Annotated in this window: 18 protein-coding genes and 1 pseudogene; 11 read left to right on the top strand and 8 right to left on the bottom strand. The window is 73.7% G+C overall.

The annotated features are described in order from the left end of the window. Positions 1-30: 30 nt before the first annotated feature. Positions 31-225 carry a hypothetical protein gene (locus ABZW30_RS10920; protein WP_355670741.1) on the top strand — a complete coding sequence of 65 codons (195 nt, stop codon included), beginning with the start codon at positions 31-33 and terminating at the stop codon, positions 223-225. 9 nt (positions 226-234) lie between these two features. Here ABZW30_RS10920 and ABZW30_RS10915 read toward each other — a convergent pair whose 3' ends face one another. Next, positions 235-411: an antitoxin gene (locus ABZW30_RS10915; RefSeq protein ID WP_355670740.1), complete on the bottom strand. Its 177-nt coding sequence runs from the start codon at positions 409-411 to the stop codon at positions 235-237. A gap of 264 nt (positions 412-675) precedes the next feature. On the opposite strand from ABZW30_RS10915, the gene ABZW30_RS10910 reads away from it, so the two are divergent. Continuing rightward, the gene (locus ABZW30_RS10910; protein WP_355670876.1) at positions 676-2,199 is read left to right on the top strand and encodes a M28 family peptidase; all 1,524 of its coding nucleotides are present in this window, start codon (positions 676-678) and stop codon (positions 2,197-2,199) included. A 292-nt stretch (positions 2,200-2,491) separates the two neighbouring features. Then, positions 2,492-3,898 carry a dihydrolipoyl dehydrogenase gene (gene lpdA / locus ABZW30_RS10905; protein WP_355670739.1) on the top strand — a complete coding sequence of 469 codons (1,407 nt, stop codon included), beginning with the start codon at positions 2,492-2,494 and terminating at the stop codon, positions 3,896-3,898. A gap of 59 nt (positions 3,899-3,957) precedes the next feature. On the opposite strand, the gene ABZW30_RS10900 is transcribed toward lpdA, so the two are convergent. Then, entirely contained in the window at positions 3,958-4,689 is a 732-nt protein-coding gene (locus ABZW30_RS10900) for a sigma 54 modulation/S30EA ribosomal C-terminal domain-containing protein (RefSeq protein WP_355670738.1), read from the bottom strand. Positions 4,690-4,863: 174 nt separating this feature from the next. After that, positions 4,864-6,354, bottom strand: coding sequence for an MFS transporter (locus tag ABZW30_RS10895; RefSeq protein WP_355670737.1), 1,491 nt, complete (start codon positions 6,352-6,354; stop codon positions 4,864-4,866). A gap of 114 nt (positions 6,355-6,468) precedes the next feature. On the opposite strand from ABZW30_RS10895, the gene ABZW30_RS10890 reads away from it, so the two are divergent. Further along, positions 6,469-7,335: a helix-turn-helix transcriptional regulator gene (locus ABZW30_RS10890; protein WP_355670736.1), complete on the top strand. Its 867-nt coding sequence runs from the start codon at positions 6,469-6,471 to the stop codon at positions 7,333-7,335. 70 nt (positions 7,336-7,405) lie between these two features. On the opposite strand, the gene ABZW30_RS10885 is transcribed toward ABZW30_RS10890, so the two are convergent. Then, positions 7,406-8,380, bottom strand: coding sequence for a zinc-binding dehydrogenase (locus ABZW30_RS10885; protein WP_355670735.1), 975 nt, complete (start codon positions 8,378-8,380; stop codon positions 7,406-7,408). Between the two features lie 136 nt (positions 8,381-8,516). Between ABZW30_RS10885 and ABZW30_RS10880 the strand changes: the two genes are divergently transcribed. The 4 genes from ABZW30_RS10880 to ABZW30_RS10865 all read left to right on the top strand — a co-directional run bounded on the left by ABZW30_RS10880 (position 8,517) and on the right by ABZW30_RS10865 (position 11,182). Next, the gene (locus ABZW30_RS10880; protein ID WP_355670734.1) at positions 8,517-9,113 is read left to right on the top strand and encodes a helix-turn-helix domain-containing protein; all 597 of its coding nucleotides are present in this window, start codon (positions 8,517-8,519) and stop codon (positions 9,111-9,113) included. Positions 9,114-9,345: 232 nt separating this feature from the next. Continuing rightward, the gene (locus ABZW30_RS10875; protein WP_355670733.1) at positions 9,346-10,476 is read left to right on the top strand and encodes a PP2C family protein-serine/threonine phosphatase; all 1,131 of its coding nucleotides are present in this window, start codon (positions 9,346-9,348) and stop codon (positions 10,474-10,476) included. Positions 10,477-10,596: 120 nt separating this feature from the next. Next, positions 10,597-10,743 (top strand): hypothetical protein, encoded by a 147-nt coding sequence (locus ABZW30_RS10870; RefSeq protein ID WP_355670732.1) that lies wholly within the window; start codon positions 10,597-10,599, stop codon positions 10,741-10,743. Positions 10,744-10,780: 37 nt separating this feature from the next. Then, positions 10,781-11,182, top strand: coding sequence for a hypothetical protein (locus ABZW30_RS10865; protein WP_355670731.1), 402 nt, complete (start codon positions 10,781-10,783; stop codon positions 11,180-11,182). Positions 11,183-11,207: 25 nt separating this feature from the next. On the opposite strand, the gene ABZW30_RS10860 is transcribed toward ABZW30_RS10865, so the two are convergent. The 3 genes from ABZW30_RS10860 to ABZW30_RS10850 all read right to left on the bottom strand — a co-directional run bounded on the left by ABZW30_RS10860 (position 11,208) and on the right by ABZW30_RS10850 (position 13,722). Then, the gene (locus ABZW30_RS10860; protein WP_355670730.1) at positions 11,208-11,600 is read right to left on the bottom strand and encodes a DUF302 domain-containing protein; all 393 of its coding nucleotides are present in this window, start codon (positions 11,598-11,600) and stop codon (positions 11,208-11,210) included. 87 nt (positions 11,601-11,687) lie between these two features. Beyond that, positions 11,688-12,941 (bottom strand): threonine/serine exporter family protein, encoded by a 1,254-nt coding sequence (locus ABZW30_RS10855; protein WP_355670729.1) that lies wholly within the window; start codon positions 12,939-12,941, stop codon positions 11,688-11,690. A 100-nt stretch (positions 12,942-13,041) separates the two neighbouring features. After that, the gene (locus ABZW30_RS10850) at positions 13,042-13,722 is read right to left on the bottom strand and encodes a Tat pathway signal sequence domain protein (protein ID WP_355670728.1); all 681 of its coding nucleotides are present in this window, start codon (positions 13,720-13,722) and stop codon (positions 13,042-13,044) included. Between the two features lie 295 nt (positions 13,723-14,017). Here ABZW30_RS10850 and ABZW30_RS10845 point away from each other — a divergent pair. After that, a pseudogene (locus tag ABZW30_RS10845) lies at positions 14,018-14,239 on the top strand (ATP-binding protein); the annotation flags it as partial. A gap of 9 nt (positions 14,240-14,248) precedes the next feature. Here ABZW30_RS10845 and ABZW30_RS10840 read toward each other — a convergent pair. Beyond that, positions 14,249-14,551: a hypothetical protein gene (locus ABZW30_RS10840; protein ID WP_355670881.1), complete on the bottom strand. Its 303-nt coding sequence runs from the start codon at positions 14,549-14,551 to the stop codon at positions 14,249-14,251. A 110-nt stretch (positions 14,552-14,661) separates the two neighbouring features. On the opposite strand from ABZW30_RS10840, the gene ABZW30_RS10835 reads away from it, so the two are divergent. Next, a complete protein-coding gene (locus ABZW30_RS10835) occupies positions 14,662-15,204 on the top strand; it encodes a hypothetical protein (protein ID WP_355670727.1) in 543 nt (180 codons plus the stop codon). A 197-nt stretch (positions 15,205-15,401) separates the two neighbouring features. Beyond that, complete coding sequence (locus tag ABZW30_RS10830) at positions 15,402-15,839, top strand: hypothetical protein (protein ID WP_355670726.1); 438 nt, start codon at positions 15,402-15,404, stop codon at positions 15,837-15,839. Positions 15,840-15,925 lie beyond the last annotated feature (86 nt).

The raw sequence follows: 15,925 nt of genomic DNA, 5'->3' as shown, positions 1-15,925 counted from the left end.
CCCGCCGCCGCCCCGGGCAGAATCGGGGGCATGGACGAAGGCGGCGAGTCGGCCTGTTGGCTGGACCGGGTGTGCCCGGAGTGCGGGCGGCTGCGCGAGCGGCCCGGCCCGGGGCCGTGCGAGAACTGCGGCGCGGCCGGGGCGGCCGACGGGGAACCGGGACGGCGGCCGGACCGGGGTGGCGGTTCGATGACGCCGACGCCCGGCCCGGCCGACCGGCACTGACGCCGCGCGCTACTGCGGCGGCTGGTCGCGGAACTTGTCCTTGACGTGCTCCTGGGCTGCGTCGACCTGGTGGCTGTACCTGCCCTGAGTGCGCTCGTCGACGGTGTCCCCCGTCTTGTCGACGGCCTTCTCGGCCTGCTCCTCGTGCCCCTTCAGCAGGCTCTTGAGCTTATCCAACATGGACATGCGGTCACCCTCCTGGATGAGAGGCCCCCACCACTCCAGGATCACCGCGGATGCCGTCCTCCGCATGTCGCGGCCGCGCGGCGGGCTTGGCAAGGCGGTCCCGGTCATGTCAAATCGTGAGTTCACGGACCGTCGGAAGGAGTCGCCTTGAAGCTGCGCTGCCGTCGTCAGACCTCCCCGTTCGACCGTTCCACCCCGTTCGACCAGGCCACCCCGATACCGCGCCCGCGCACCGTCCGTCACCGGAGTCGCGCGGGCGCCGCGCTGACCGTCGCCTCCCTCGTCACCCCGCTGCTGCTGGTCGGCACCGGCAGCGCGAACGCCGACCCGGACCCGGCGCGCCGGGGTGCGAAGCTCGCCGAGCGCCTGGTCGAGGCCAGCAGCGCCGAGGACGCGCACGAGACGCTGGCCGCGCTGCAACGCTTCGCCGACCGCGACGGCGGTACCAGAGCCGCCGGTTCGACGGGGCACGACGAGTCCGCGCGGTACATCTACGAGCAGGCGCGGCGGGCCGGGCTCAAGGTGTCCAGGCAGGAGTTCGAGTACACCTTCTTCGAGGCGCGTTCGCAGCGCCTGGACGTGGTGTCCCCGCAGGCCGAGTCGGTGCCGGTGATCGCCATGACGTACTCGGTGAGTGGCCCGGAGGCGGGTCTGACCGCCGACCTGGCCGTGGCACCGGTCAGCGCCACCACCGGCTGCGCGCCCGCCGACTACCCGGCCGGTGCCGTCACCGGCCGGATCGCGCTGATCCGGCGCGGAGGGTGCAGCTTCGCCGAGAAGCAGGCCGCCGCGGCGGCGGCCGGGGCCGTCGGCGCGATCGTCTACAACAACGCCGACGGCGACCTCAACGGGACCCTGGGCGAGCCGACCGCCGGGAAAGTCCCGACCGGAGGGATCACCAAGGCCGCCGGGGAGGCGCTGGCCGCGAAGGCTGCCGCCGGGCCGGTGCGGATCAAGCTCGACGTCCGTACCGTCATGGAGCCGCGCAGGACCTGGAACGTCATCGCCGAGACCCGCGGTGGCGACCCGGAGAACACCGTGATGATCGGTGCCCACCTGGACTCCGTCCCGGCCGGGCCCGGGATCAATGACAACGGCTCCGGCTCGGCCGGCATCCTGGAGGTCGCCGAGAACCTCGGCGTCCGCCCGGTGAGGAACAAGGTCAGATTCGCCTGGTGGTCCGCCGAGGAGTTCGGCCTCCGGGGCTCCGAGGCGTACGTGAAGTCACTCGCCGAGGCGGATCGGAAGAAGATCCGGCTCTACCTCAACTTCGACATGATCGCTTCCCCCAACTACGCGCAGTTCGTCTACAACGGCTCCGGCAGTGCGGGCGGTGGCGCCGGCCCCGAGGGCTCGGCGCAGATCGAGCGGGACCTGACCGAGTACCTGGACGGCCGCGAGCTGCCGCACGACCCCTCCGCCTTCAACGGCCGCTCCGACTACGGACCGTTCATCGACGCGGGCATCCCGGCCGGCGGCACCGACACCGGCGCCGAGGTGATCAAGTCCCCGGATCAGGAGGCCCGTTACGGCGGTACGGCGGGCACCGCCTTCGACGCCTGCTACCACAAGGCCTGCGACGACCTGGACAACATCGACATGAACGCCTTCGACGTCAACATCGGCGTGATCGCCCATGCCGTCGGCACCTACGCCTGGGACCTCTCCTCGCTGCAGCGGCCCGTACCGGCCCGGAGCCCGGCCGCTCGGACCGCGGCCGGCGCGGGTATGAGTGGTACGGGCAGTGGCTCCGGTGGAGGGGCCGACGCCCACGAGGTGACCGCCTGACGCCCGGGTGGGCCCGCTGCCGTCCTCGGGCGGCGGGCCCACCCGCCTGCCGTGCGCATACCGTCCATCCGGAACCTCCCCTCCGACATCGCCCCTGGTGGGGCCGGGTGCGAGCCACCGTAGCGGGCACCACTGACACTGATAGTCGTCACTGGGTCTCCAATCCGGGCCCGCGCCCTGTACGGTGCCGCGCGGAGCGCATCCGCCGAGACCCGGTGGGTGCGCCGAGCCCGGTCCTGACACCATGGGACCGAGATCACGACAACGTGACACCCTCGGAGGAGTCAGCAACATGAGCACGCACTACGACGTCGTCGTCCTCGGCGCGGGCCCCGGCGGCTACACCGCCGCCGTCCGCTCGGCCCAGCTGGGCCTGAAGGTCGCGGTCATCGAGGCCAAGTACTGGGGCGGCGTCTGCCTCAACGTCGGTTGCATCCCCTCCAAGGCCCTGCTGCGCAACGCCGAGCTGGCCCACATCTTCACCAAGGAGGCCAAGACCTTCGGCATCAAGGTCGAGGGCCAGGTGAGCTTCGACTTCGGCGAGGCCTTCCGCCGCAGCCGCTCGGTGGCCGACGGCCGGGTCAAGGGCGTCCACTACCTGATGAAGAAGAACGGCATCACCGAGTACGACGGCTGGGGCACCTTCGTCGACGACCACACCCTGCAGGTCGCGCTCAGTGGCGGCGGCTTCGACGTCGTCACCTTCGACCACTGCATCATCGCGGCCGGCGCCACCACCCGCCTGCTGCCCGGCACCAGCCTGAGTGACCGCGTGGTCACCTACGAGGAGCAGATCCTCACCGAGCAGCTGCCGGAGAGCATCATCATCGCGGGCGCCGGCGCGATCGGCGTCGAGTTCGCCTACGTGCTGCACAACTACGGCGTGAAGGTCACCATCGTCGAGTTCCTGGACCGCGTGGTCCCGCTGGAGGACGTCGAGGTCTCCACCGAACTCGCCAAGCAGTACCGCAAGCTGGGCATCGAGGTGCTCACCTCCACCCGGGTCGAGTCGATCGACGACAGCGACCCGAACGCCAAGGTCCGCGTCACGGTCACCAAGGACGGCCAGCAGCAGGTGCTGGAGGCCGACAAGGTGCTCCAGGCGATCGGCTTCGCGCCGCGGGTCAACGGCTACGGCCTGGAGAACACCGGGGTCAAGCTGACCGACCGCAACGCCATCGCGGTGGACGGCCGCGGCCGCACCAGCGTCGACCACATCTTCGCGATCGGCGACGTCACCGCCAAGCTGATGCTGGCGCACGCCGCCGAGACCATGGCCGTGATCGCCGCCGAGACCATCGGCGGGGCGGAGACCATGGAGGTCGATTTCGTCATGATCCCGCGCGCCACCTACTGCCAGCCGCAGATCGCCTCCTTCGGCTACACCGAGGCGCAGGCCCGCGAGCTGGGCTACGACGTCAAGGTCGCCAAGTTCCCGTTCACGGCGAACGGCAAGGCGCACGGCCTCGGCCACCCGATCGGCTTCGTCAAGGTCATCAGCGACGAGAAGTACGGCGAGCTGCTCGGCGCCCACCTGATCGGCCCCGAGGTCACCGAGCTGCTGCCCGAGCTGACCCTGGCCCAGCAGTGGGACCTCACCGTCCACGAGGTCGCCCGCAACGTGCACGCCCACCCGACCCTGGGCGAGGCGGTCAAGGAGGCCATCCACGGCCTGGCCGGCCACATGATCAACATGTGACGGACAACAGATCCGACGCCGTGCCCCGCCGGGATCCCGCCCGGCGGGGCACGCGTGGCTCAGACCCGGCCCGCGATCAGACCCAGCTGGCCGTCGAAGCGCCGGTAGAGCACCCGGCCCCGGCCGTCGGCGGGGTGGGCGAAGAACAGGAACGGCAGCTCGGCGGCCTCCAGCCGGTCGACCGCCCGCTGCTCGGTCAGCAGCGGCGCGCCGTGCGGGCTGAGGGTGATCGGCGCGGTGCGGCGGCCGAACGGACCGGCCGGGAGCGTCCGGGCCAGCCGGTAGCCGGTCGGCCCGACCCGGTAGACCACGGCGTCGGTCTCGGTCGCCGGGTCGGTGAACAGGTGGATGTCGTAGTCCATCGCGTCCATCGTCCGGGCCGCCGCCTCGGGCGAGCACCACACCAGCGAGGGCTGCTTGCGCCGGACGATCCGGCGACCGCCCGTGGGCGGCACCGGGGGAGTGGGGGCCGGCTGCACCGACCACGGGCGCGGCGCCCAGGCACCGGTGACGGCCCGGATCCTGCCGCGCAGGGAGTCGGCCACCCGGTCGAGCGAGTCACCCAGCCCGGCCGCCGCCCGCTGCACCCGGATCCGCCGCCCGTCCACCTCGGCGTTCGCCTGCGCCAGCACCCCACCGGCCACACCGGCCAACCTGACCCGCAGCGACTCCACCAGCGTCCCGGCCCCGGAGGCGAGTGCCGCGGCCGCCGCGACCCGCGCCCGGGCCTCGGCCAGCGCCTCACCCGCCGACCCGCCCTCGAACGCCCCCACCGTGACCAACTCGCCCATCGCCCAGGCCCTTTCGCTGCCGTCCGACGCGTCCCTCCGGCGCGACCGGCGACCAGGATCCCGGCCGGTCCGGGCCCCCGGCCAGGGCCGAACGACCCCACGACCAGGGCCGGCCGGTCCGAACCCTCGGCAAAGATCCGCAGGACACGCCCCAGGGCCGGGCGGAGCACCTGCTCACCGGTGGGCCGACTCCCGCAGCGCCCGGTGGGTGAGCACTGCCCCCGCCGCGGACAGCACGGCGAGGACGACCCCCAGGACGTGCAGGGCCCCCGTGAACCCGGCCGCGAGCGCCTCACGTCGGGCCGGGTCCACCTGCCCCTGGACGGCGTGGGCGGCGAGCCGGGCCGCCTCGCCGGGAGGGAGGCCGGGCAGGTGGGCGGAGGTCAGGGCGGTGAGCAGCGCGGCCGCGCCCGAGACCGCGACCGACTCGCCGGTGATCCGCAGGGTGTTGAAGATGCCGGCCGCGGCGCCTGCCCGTTCGACCGGCACGGTGCTCACCGCCGCGTCGTCCATCACCCCGAACGCCAGCCCCACCCCGGCTCCGAAGGGCAGCAGCGGCACCGTCAACGCCGCCCAGGAGGCGTCGCCGCGCACGGTGAGCAGCAGCAGGGCGCCCAGTGCGATCAGCGCCGAGGCGGCGGTGAGCACCGTACGGACGGAGAGCGCCGCCGCGAGGCGACCGGCCGGCAGCGGCAGCAGCAGGACGGGTGCCGTCAGCGGCAGCAGGAGCAGACCGCTGGTCAGCACGCCGCGCCCGCCCACGCCCTGGAGGTAGGCGGGCAGGTAGACCAGCAGCACGACGAAGCCGAGGGTCACGGTGAACGGCTGGCACACCACCGCGAGGAACTCGGGCCGCCGGAACAGCCGGACGTCGAACATCGCCCGCTCCGGCCGGCGCAGCTCCACCACGACGAAGGCGGCCATCAGCGCGGCCGCGCCGACCAGCGGCAGCAGGGTGCCCGGTGCCGCCCAGCCGGCGCCGGTGGCCCGGACCAACGCGAACGACAGCGCGGCGAGCCCGGCGGTGAAGCAGCCCAGCCCGGCCAGGTCGATCGGCGGGCGGTCCGGGGCGCGGGACTCCGGCGCCCGGGTGGCGCACAGATAGGCGGGCACGGCCAGCGCCGCGACCAGCAGGAACACCGCCCGCCAGCTGCCCGCCTGCACCAGCGCACCGGCCGCCGGGGGCCCCACCGCAAGGCCGGTGCCGAAGGAGGCGCCCAGCACCCCGAAGGCCAGCTGCCGGCGCCGCCCCGACGTCGAGTCGGCCAGCACCGCCGCGCCCGCCGCCAGGACGGCCGCCGCGCCGCACCCCTGCACCGCGCGGGCCGCGTCGACCACCGCCATCGACGGCGCGAGCGAGACCAGCAGGGACAGCGCCCCGACCAGCGCGATCCCGGCCAGCAGCACCCGGCGCCGGCCGATCCGGTCGGCGAGACCGCCCGCGGCCAGCGGCAGGGCGGCGAAGGTGATGTTGAAGGCGTTCAGCATCCACTGGGCGGCGTCGGTCGAGGCGCCCAGCCCGGCGGCCATGCTGGGCAGCGCGACGGCGGCGCCGGTCACCGAGAACGGCAGCATCATGCCGGCGCAGCCGACCGCGGTGACGGTGGCCCAGTAGCGGCCCCGGCCGACGTCCGTCGCCGTCAGGAGGAGTGGAGAAGTGGTCATGCGGCGATGTTCGGCGGGTGGTGACTGCGGATGGAAGGGAGCCCCGTTCCCTGGGTCCGACAGGGCCACCCTCCGGCCCCCGCGCCCGCGTGGCGCGCCCCCATACTGGAGCGCATGGCCGACCCGAACCCGCTCGCCGGCAGCCTCGGCGAGTACCTGCGCGCCCGCCGTGCCCTGCTCACCCCCGAGGAGGCCGGGCTGCCGCCGACCGCTCGCCGCCGGGTGCCGGGGCTGCGGCGCGAGGAGGTCGCGGAACTGGTCGGGCTCAGCACCGACTACTACGTGCGCCTGGAGCAGGGGCGCGCCGACCGGCCCTCGGACGAGGTGCTGGACGCGATCGGCCGGGCGCTGCGGCTCGGCCCCGCAGAGCGCGCCCACCTGTACGACCTGGCCCGCCCGCCGCGCCGGTCGGCGGCGGGACGGCAAGCCGGGGGACGGACGGAGGCGCTGCGCCCGGCACTGCGGCGGGTGGTCGAGGCGATGGCGGCCACCCCCGCCCTGGTCATGAACGACCGCAACGACGTGCTGGCGTGGAACCGCCTGGCCGCCGCACTGATCGCGGACTTCCCCCGACTCCCGCCGCGCGAGCGGAACATGGCGCGCCGGATCTTCCTCGACCCCGAGGCCCGCGAGGTCCACCTCGACTGGGCGGAGGCCGCCCGTACCACCGTCGGCATCCTGCGGATGGCCGCGGGGCGGCGGCCGCACGATCCCGAGCTGGTCCGGCTGATCGGTGAACTCTCCCTCGGCAGCGCGGAGTTCCGCTCCCTGTGGGCGGGCCGCCAGGTGCACGAGAAGAGCCACGGCTCCAAGCGCTTCCACCACCCGGCCGTCGGGGAGGTCGCCCTGGACTACGAGACCTTCCGCTCCCCGGGCACCGCGCACCAGCTGCTGGTGGTCTACACGGCCGCGCCCGGGAGCCGCGCCGAGGAGGCGCTGAGCCTCCTCGGCGCGCTCACCGCCGAACCCGCCGGCCGGTGACGGCGTTTCGCCCGCGGGGCCGGTACGGACTTTCGGTGCCGGGGCCGGGCTGCCCCGGGCGCCGTCAGGGTCAGGGCAGCAGGAGGATGCGGCCGAGCTGGGAGCGCTCCTCCAGCAGCCGGTGGGCGGTGGCCGCCTCGGCGAGCGGGAGGCGGGTGTGCACCGCGGTGCGCAGCCGGCCGGACGCGAAGTGTTCGGCGGACTCCTCGATGTCCCGGCGGGCGAGCTCCGGTCGGGCCGCGCGCCAGGCGAGCAGTGAGAAGCCGGTCACCGTGTGGAGGCCGAACAGCCGCATCACGGGCACGCTGCCCGGCTCGCCGTCGGCGGCGCCGTACACTACCACCCGGCCGAGCGGGGCCAGCACCTCGAAGCCGCGTTGCAGGATCTGACCGCCGACCGAGTCCAGGACGACGTCCACGCCCTTCGGCGCGGCCGCGCGGACCTGCTCGGTCCAGTCGGGGGCGGTGTAGTCGACGGCGACGTCCGCGCCGAGTTCCCGGACGAAGTCGAGTTTGGCCGCCGAGCCGGCGGTGGCGATCACGGTGCCCGCGCCGAGCACCTTGGCGAGCTGGACGGCCAGGTGGCCGATCCCGCCGGCGGCGGCGTGGACCAGCACGGTCTCGCCGGGGGCGACGCGGCCGGTGCGCAGTGCGCCGAGCGCCACCGGGGCGCCCATCGGCAGCATGCTGGCCGCGCCGAGGTCGAGTCCGTCGGGGACCGGGGCCAGCCAGGCGGCGTCGGCGAGGACGAACTCGGCGAAGGCGTCCTCGGCCAGCGCCGCGACCCGCCGCCCGAGCAGCTCCTCGGCCGTGCCGGGGCCGACCGCGTCGACGGTACCGACCACATCGCCGGTCAGGACGCCCGGCAGCGGCCGGTGGAAGACCGATCCGGCGGGCGCGCCGCGCCGGAACCTGGTGTCCACGAAGTTCGCCCCGATCGCCTCCGTGCGCAGCAGGACCTGGCCGTGCCCCGGGGTCGGGGTGTCGGCCTCCTCCGCCGTCAGGACCTCGGGGCCGCCGTACCGGTGGTAGCGGATTCGTCGCATGGTGCCTCCCTGGTTGGGGCCGGCCCGGGATTAACTGGACCGGCGGTCAGCTTCCATCGGGGACCGTACTGGACCGCCGGTCCAGTTGTCCACGGGTACGATCCACGGGTACGAGACGACGAGGGACGGGCAGCCCATGGCCGAGGGCCGACGCGAACGCGCCGACGCGATCCGCAACCGGCGCGCGATCCTGCGGGCCACCGAGGAACTGCTCGCCGGCCACCGGCCCGAGCAGATCTCGATGGAACAGGTCGCGGCCGCCGCCGGGGTGGGCAAGGGGACGGTCTTCCACCGCTTCGGCAGCCGGATGGGCCTGATGCTCGCTCTGATGCAGGAGCGGGCGCTCGACCTGGACGAGGCCCTGCGCAGCGGGCCGCCGCCGCTCGGCCCCGGCGCCCCGCCCCGGGAGCGGATGCTCGCCTTCCTGGACGCGATGGTCGCCGTCGTCGCCCGGAACAAGAGCCTGCTGGCCGCGCTCGGCCACGCCGCCGCCACCGCCCCGAGGCCGCCCGACCAGGGCCCGCCCGGCGACCACCCGGTCTACCGGTCCTGGCACGGCCACCTGAGCGCGCTGATCGCCGAACAGCGCCCTGACCTGGACGCCGAACTGCTCGGCCACCTCCTGCTCGGCTCCCTGCAGAGCGACCCGATCCTGCGGCTGATGGAGCGGGGCGAGGGGCAGCGGCTCGCCGACGGGCTGCGGGAGCTGGCCACCTCGCTGGTCGACCGCTGACGTCCGCCGGTCGACCGCCGGCGTCCGCGCGGTGATCCGGGCCCGCCGACTGGGCCGAACGTGCGACAGTCGGGGGCGCGAGGCCGTTGCACGCCCCTCGACGGGCCGCGCCCCCTAACCTGGGGCGCGACCTCTCCGCCCCGGAGCCGTGCGCCCGGCGGGGACCGGGGCGGCCCGTCGGGGGCCGCGCGGACCGTCGCAACGTCGGATCAGCGGATGAGTGGAGGGGCGCTTGCGGGAGCGGTCCGCGGAGGCGCAGCAGCAGTCGCTACCGGTGCTGGTCCAGTACGGCCACCGCTCCTGGCTGGTGCCCGCCGCGCTGCTGGTGGCGGTCGTGGTGGTGGACGGGCTCACGCCCCACTCCTTCGCCTCCGTCAGCTGGCTGGTCCTGGTCCCCGTGGTCGCCGCCGGGCTCTGCGGCCCGCAGCTCACCGTGGTGTTCTCCTGCCTGTCGATCGCCGCCTACCTGGCGCTGGACAGCATCTGGGCCAAGTCCCAGGGGACCGAGGACTTCCTGCTGGTGATCGCGGGGGCCGTCCTGGCGGTGCCGATCAGCGTCTTCCGCGCCCAGGCCGCCGCCTATGTCCATCATCTGCAGGGCACCGCCGAGACCACCCGGCAGGTGGTGCTGCGACCGGTGCCGCCGGGCTGGGGCGGCGTGGACTCGGCGGCGCGCTATCTGGCGGCGGACATCGAGGCCCGGGTGGGCGGTGACTTCTACGACGTCGTGGCCACCCCCTTCGGTGCCAGGGTCATCCTCGGTGACGTCCAGGGCAAGGGACTGCCGGCCGTCTCCATGGCGGCGGCCCTGGTCGGCTGCTTCCGGGAGGTCGCCTTCCACGAGGAGGACCTGGCCACCGTCGCCTCCCGGCTTGAGGAACGGCTGCTCCGGCAGAACCGGCTCGCGGCCCAACTGGGCGGGCGGGAGGAGCGGTTCGCCACCGCGGTGGTCATCTGGTTCCCCGACGACGTGCCGGAGCAGATCGAGATGGTCAACTTCGGCCACGACGGCCCCCACGCCCTGGGCCCGGCCGGGGTGCGGCAGTTGCCGACGGGCAGCGGTGCGCCGATGGGCTTCGCCCAGCTGGCCGGCGGGCTCCCGGAGATCCGGCGGCTGCGGTTGGCGGAGGACGAGACGGTGCTGATCGTCTCCGACGGGGTGACCGAGGCCCGTGACCGGCAGGGTGCCTTCTTCGACCTCCGCGCGCACCTGGACCGCCTGGCCGGCCTGCCCGGGGCCGCCGACCCCGAGCGCCTGGTGGACGAGATCGCCGCCGCCGTCGTCCGGCACACCGGCGGTCGCCGGACGGACGACACCGCGCTGCTCGCCGTCCGCCGGCCCCGCGAAGCGCTGTCGGACTGAGCGCCGAGGCGGCGCCGCGCCGGTCTTCCTTCGGGGGCCCCGGCGCGGCTTCCGCCCGGGCCGGGGGAACTCCGCAGAACGGCCTGACGCCCTCCCCGCCCTCACCCGCTGTGAGTCCCCGTGGTCGCGCTGCTCGTCCTGGCGTCCCTGCTCTTCGCGTGGGCCGTGGCCTCGGACCGGCCGGCCCGGTGGAGCATCACCGGGCCGATCGCCATCGCGCCGGCCGGCGTCGTCCTGACCCCCGGCACCGACCCGTCGTCCCGCTGAACCCGGAGACCCGCGCCTTCGAGCGGGTGTCGAACCGGTGCCGGCGGTCGTCCTGTTCACGGACGCGACCGAGGCCAGGGGCTGCCAGCCGATGGGCAGGTCGATCGGCCAGGGCCGGCTGCTGAGCCCGGCGCTGCCTGCCTCGGTCGCCCTGGCCATCCTCGCCGGCGCCCTGCTCTTCCCCGGCCGGCGCCGGTGGCTGCCGGCCGTGGCCGCACTGGTGGTGATGCCCATGGACCTCGCCTCGGCGCTGATGTTCCTGCGGGACGAGGGCGTTCCGGCGCGCGTGCGGAACGCCCTGAACGTCGAGGGCGGCTACAACGTCACCGTGCTGCTCGGCGTCATCCTGCACGGCGTCACCCCGGAACCGATCGCCCGCTGGTTCCAGCGTCACCCCCAGCCGCGGACCGTACCCGCCGAGGCCGGCTCCACCAGGTGAGCCCCGAGCCTCAGCCGTGCGGTCCTCAGCCGTGCAGCGAGGCGAGGGCCGCGCCCAGCCGCCGGGCCGCCTCGTCCGCGACCTCGCCCAGCCCACCGCCGGAACCGGCGAGGGTGACCAGCGTCTGCGGGTCGACGGCCTCCACCACGGTGGCGTCGCCGTCCGTGCGGACCACCACGTTGCAGGGCAGCAGCAGCCCGATCCGGCGGTCGGCCTGGAGCGCCCGGTGGGCCAGTGCGGGGTTGCAGGCGCCGAGGATCAGGTACTCCTCCAGCTCCTCGCCGAGCTTCTCGCGTAGGGTCGCCTGGACGTCGATGGTGGTCAGGACACCGAAGCCCTGCTCCTTCAGTGCCGCGGTGACGGCCTCCACCGTCTGCCGGAACGGACGGTCGAGCCGGACGCCGAGCCCGTAGTCCACGATTCCTCCTCGGAGTGCCTTCTCGGGATCGCGCCCAGTATCGGCGGCGCCGGGGCCACCCGCCTCCCGGCGCCGCGTTCGGCCGCGTCAGGCCCGCAACTGCGCCACGGCGAGCGAGGGGCGGGGGATCCGGCTGATCACCGAGCCGATCAGGGTGCCGATCGAGACCCCGAAGACCGCCGACACGGCGGCCAGCACCGACTGCGCGCCGTTGCCGACCTCGATCTGCGCGGTGTTGAGCAGGCCGAAGGAGCCCGGCACCACGATCCAGAACGCCGGGAGGTAGAGCACCTGCCAGAGCGGGCCGCCGGGCAGCCAGTGCACCACGGTGGCCGCGACCGCGGCGCTGACCGCCCCGGCCAGGCCGCCGATCGCCGCGCCGTGGACCGAGCCCACCACCACCTGGACGGTGATGCTGACCGCGATCACCGCGACGATCCAGGGGATGGCCGACGGCGGGGTGTTGACGTTGACGACGACGCCGGCCACCGCGAGTGCCAGCCCGAGGGCGATCACCCACCAACTGGGCTTGGCCACTTGGATGTTGGCCAGGGCGGAGGCCGGCATGCCGATCGCGGTCGCGGCGGCGGCCACCCCGGCGAGGAAGAGCGCCAGCTGCACCGCGCCGGACACCAGCCGGGCCGTGCCGGCGCTGGCGGCGCCCGCCGCGATCTCGGAGAGCCCGGTGACCAGCAGGCCGCCCGGCAGCAGGATCGCCAGGGTGGCCACGATGGTGCGCAGCGGGCCGTCCAGCAGTGAGGCCCGGGCGAGCGAGAGGACGAGCAGCGCGACCAGGAATCCGGCCGTGACGGGCAGCAGCGGTCGCAGCCGGGGCAGTCGGCGGGCCAGCAGGGTCAGCCCGACCACGATCAGCGAGCCGGCGCCGGCGGCCAGCACGTTCGCCGTCACCGGCTGGAGGAAGATGCAGACGCCGACCCCGACCGGCAGCGCCCCGAGGTCCGCGACCCAGGTGGGCCAGCGGGCCGGGGCCCGGCGGATCCGGTCCAGCTCGGCCAGTGCCTGGCTCCCGTCGACCTCGCCGGCGCGCAGCCGGTGGACCAGGTGGAGGACGTCCGCGGTCTGCTCGAACCGCAGGGCGGCGCCGACCGGCTGGAACCGGGTGCCCTCGTCCGTGTCCAGGGCGACGAACAGGCCGTTGGTCAGGGCGGCGACCCGTACGTCCGGAGCCCCCATCGCCCGCCCCAGACCGTGGAGTTCCTCCTCGACGTCGTGGACGGGAAGGCCGCCGCCCAGGAGGGCTTCGCCCAGTTCGAGCAGCAGGCGGCGGAGCGGGTCCGGTGGGGCCTCGATGCCCCGGACCGATGGAGACTTGCTAGACATGGCAGGTATCGTCCCATCCCGCCCGAATCGGTCCGACTGTGCCCCGGTCTGTTCGCGGCTACGGGGCACAGCGGGGGCACACGGGCCGGGACCGGACGGGTCAGTTGACGTAGACCGCCGGGCTGCCGGGCTGGGCGGTGTCGGTGACCGGGCCGTAGCTCGCGGAGAAGTACCCGTCGGCGGGGCAGAGGCCGGAGCCATCGCTCTTGGCGAAGTGCTCGTTGGTGAAGGTCAGGCTGTGGGCGGTGTTGTCGGCGGCGCCGGTGAAGGCGCCGCTGAGCTGGTAGCTGCAGGTGATGGTGCCGAACCAGGTGTTGAGGACGGCGGTGGCCTGGATCGGGCCGGCGCTGCCGCCGGTGAGGGTGACCGGCAGGCCGGTGCCGTCGTCGATGGTGACGCCGTAGGGGAGGGTGTCGACGGTCAGGCTCTGTACCGAGGTGACGCCGGTGACGTTGCTGGTGCAGGAGTCGAAGGTGAGGCCGGTCAGGGACTCGGTCGCGGTGCCGGGGGCCGCCGGGTTGGTCAGCACGGTGGCGGCGAGCTGGGAGGTGGCGCAGGTGACGCCGGTCGTGCTGGTCGCGGTGGAGTAGAAGGTGGCGGAGGTGTTCGCGGCGAGCGGCGCGGCGAGCGCGTCGCCCGCCGCGAGGGCGGCGCCGCCCGCGCTGTCGGCGGTCAGCACCGCCGGGGCGGCGTCGCCCGGCGCGGCTGAAGCGGGGACTGCGGCGACCAGGGCGAGGGCGGCGACGGTGGCGGACACGGCAAGGTGGGGGCTGAAGCGCATGGGAAAGCCTCTTCCTCGGTGAGGGGTCGAGAAGACGAACTTCCGCTGCTCCCGGGAGGCGGGTGAACGGGGAGCTGTCTACGTTCTAGGGCCGTGTCGGTGTGCCGTCAAGGCGGTGCGGGCAACTTGCTGACTTTTCGTCAACAAGCGCTGCGGGGCAGTGCCCGGTCGCCGCGTGCCAGGTGCGGGAGCCCGTCGTCCGAGTAGCGGCGAGGAAGCTCAACCACCTTCCGCCGGACACCAGGCCGCTGCCCTCGGTGACCCACTACGACCAGTTGCTCGGACCCCGCCGCGCCGGCGGACCAAGGCCGCCGGGTTCCCCCGGGACGAGTCGCTGCGGACCTTCGACCTCGACGCCAACCCCAACATCGACCCCGCTGTGACCAACACCCTTGCCGGCTGCGAGTGGATCAGGAAGAGCCGGCCGCTCTGCCTGGGCGGCGACTCCGGCACCGGCAAGTCCCACATGCTCATCGCCCTGGGTGCCGAAGCCGCGATGCAGGGCTACCACGTCCGCTCGGGCAGGTCATGCGAGCTGAGGTGCGCGGTCCATGCGGTAGTTGCCGACACGGCCGGACCGTAGCGCATCCCGGTCATTGACCGGGTGTGCACAAGCAACGTTCATGGTCACCGCATACAGGTCACCACCGGTCCCGGCCGGCGCGTCCGGCACGCTGGACAGGACCGGCGCCAGTTCCGGGTGGTCGATCGGCGGCATCGGAGCCTGCCCAGCCCCGCTGGCCTGGCTGCCTTCCTTGAACTCGCGTCGACCCTCGGCGATCGAGTCGGCCAGGGTGGCCGCGTCGAAGTGCTGCCAGGCCGACCGCACCTGGATGCCCAGCCGCTCCGACAGGACGCTTTCAGGTTCAGTAATGCTGCAATACGAGCCGACTACGGTCGGGCGGGGCGAGAAAGGACGAGCAGACGCTGCGCGCGCTCATGGTGGACAACGAGGACGTCAAGGCGACGCAGGATCCACTGCAGACGGCCCACCAGGACGACATCGCCCGTATGTTGGGCGTCTGTAGTGGCAAGCAGGGCGAACACCAGCTCGTGAGCGCGCTGGTGAACCAGGACGGGGGCTATCCCGAGCCCCCACCGACGGACATGCCCACGCCGAAGCAAAAGCCCTCGTTGCTCCTGCAGTCAGCATCCTTCGCCCACGACCAGGACCGCGACGGGTACTTCACCAGCGAAGGCACCAGAGTCTACTTCCGCTGCTGGACCCAGCCCCATGAAGCCGACCACTTCTCGGTCCCGTACTTCATGAGTGTCGTCGTCCTCGGTCGGGCCGCCGGGTACGGCCGCGACCAAGGACGGTTGACCCTCCACCAGCGCCAGCTGCTGGCCGACTCGGCCTTGAAGCTGGCCAAGGTGGTCTCCACCGAGCTGCGTTGCGATGCCGGTACCCAGCTTCCGGCCGAGCCGCCGGCGGACTCCTACGGCCCCGCGACGACCGACTGGATGCAGCCGGCGGAATGAGCGGAACACGGGAGGCTGGCCGGCCACCTGAGCGGTACGGGCCCGAGCGCCCGCGCCAATCGGCTTGCCCACGGAGGCAAGGTCCTGGTCCGGCTCGACGAGGCGGATCCCCCGCTGCGGCTCGCTTGCCCCTCGCCGGCCGTGCCCGCCGGAGCGGGCAGCGAGCCGACCCGTCGACGCTCTCGTATTCTTCCCGCATGACGAGCCCTCAGCACGATCCCGAACGGGACGAGGCCATGGCCCGCAGCGCCATCGACGCATACCTCACCAACCGCACGCGGTACTGGGAGCGGGCCGCTCAGCAGACGAAGGCAGCCGAAGCCCAGGCCGCCCACCGGGCCGCGCGCAACCGGCTCGCCCGGTGGAAGAACGATGGAGTCCTCGACGACTGGGTCGCGAGCGCCGTCGTCGAGGCCGCCGAGCAGGACGCCGCCCGAATCGGTCGCGAGACCGCCGCCGCGAAGGCCGGTCCAGCCCTGCACGCAACCGCCATCCGTCACACGGAGGCAATCCGGCGCTGGCTCCACGCCCAAGGCCACAGGCTCGCCGACAACACGCCGGAGAACCCGGTTTCGACAGTTGGCGGGCACACGACCGGGCGTGATCGGATGTCTTCGCAGGTCAGCGTGATTTGAGTGGTCTGGAGCGGTATCGGTCTGCGGACACGCGAGTTCAGGTGTTCTGCTGCTGTGGCCTGGACTGACTGGGCATCATGCGGGCA

It is taken from the genome of Kitasatospora sp. NPDC004669, assembly GCF_040609455.1.
Taxonomy (GTDB): domain Bacteria; phylum Actinomycetota; class Actinomycetes; order Streptomycetales; family Streptomycetaceae; genus Kitasatospora.
This window is presented reverse-complemented; position numbering and strand designations above follow the sequence as displayed.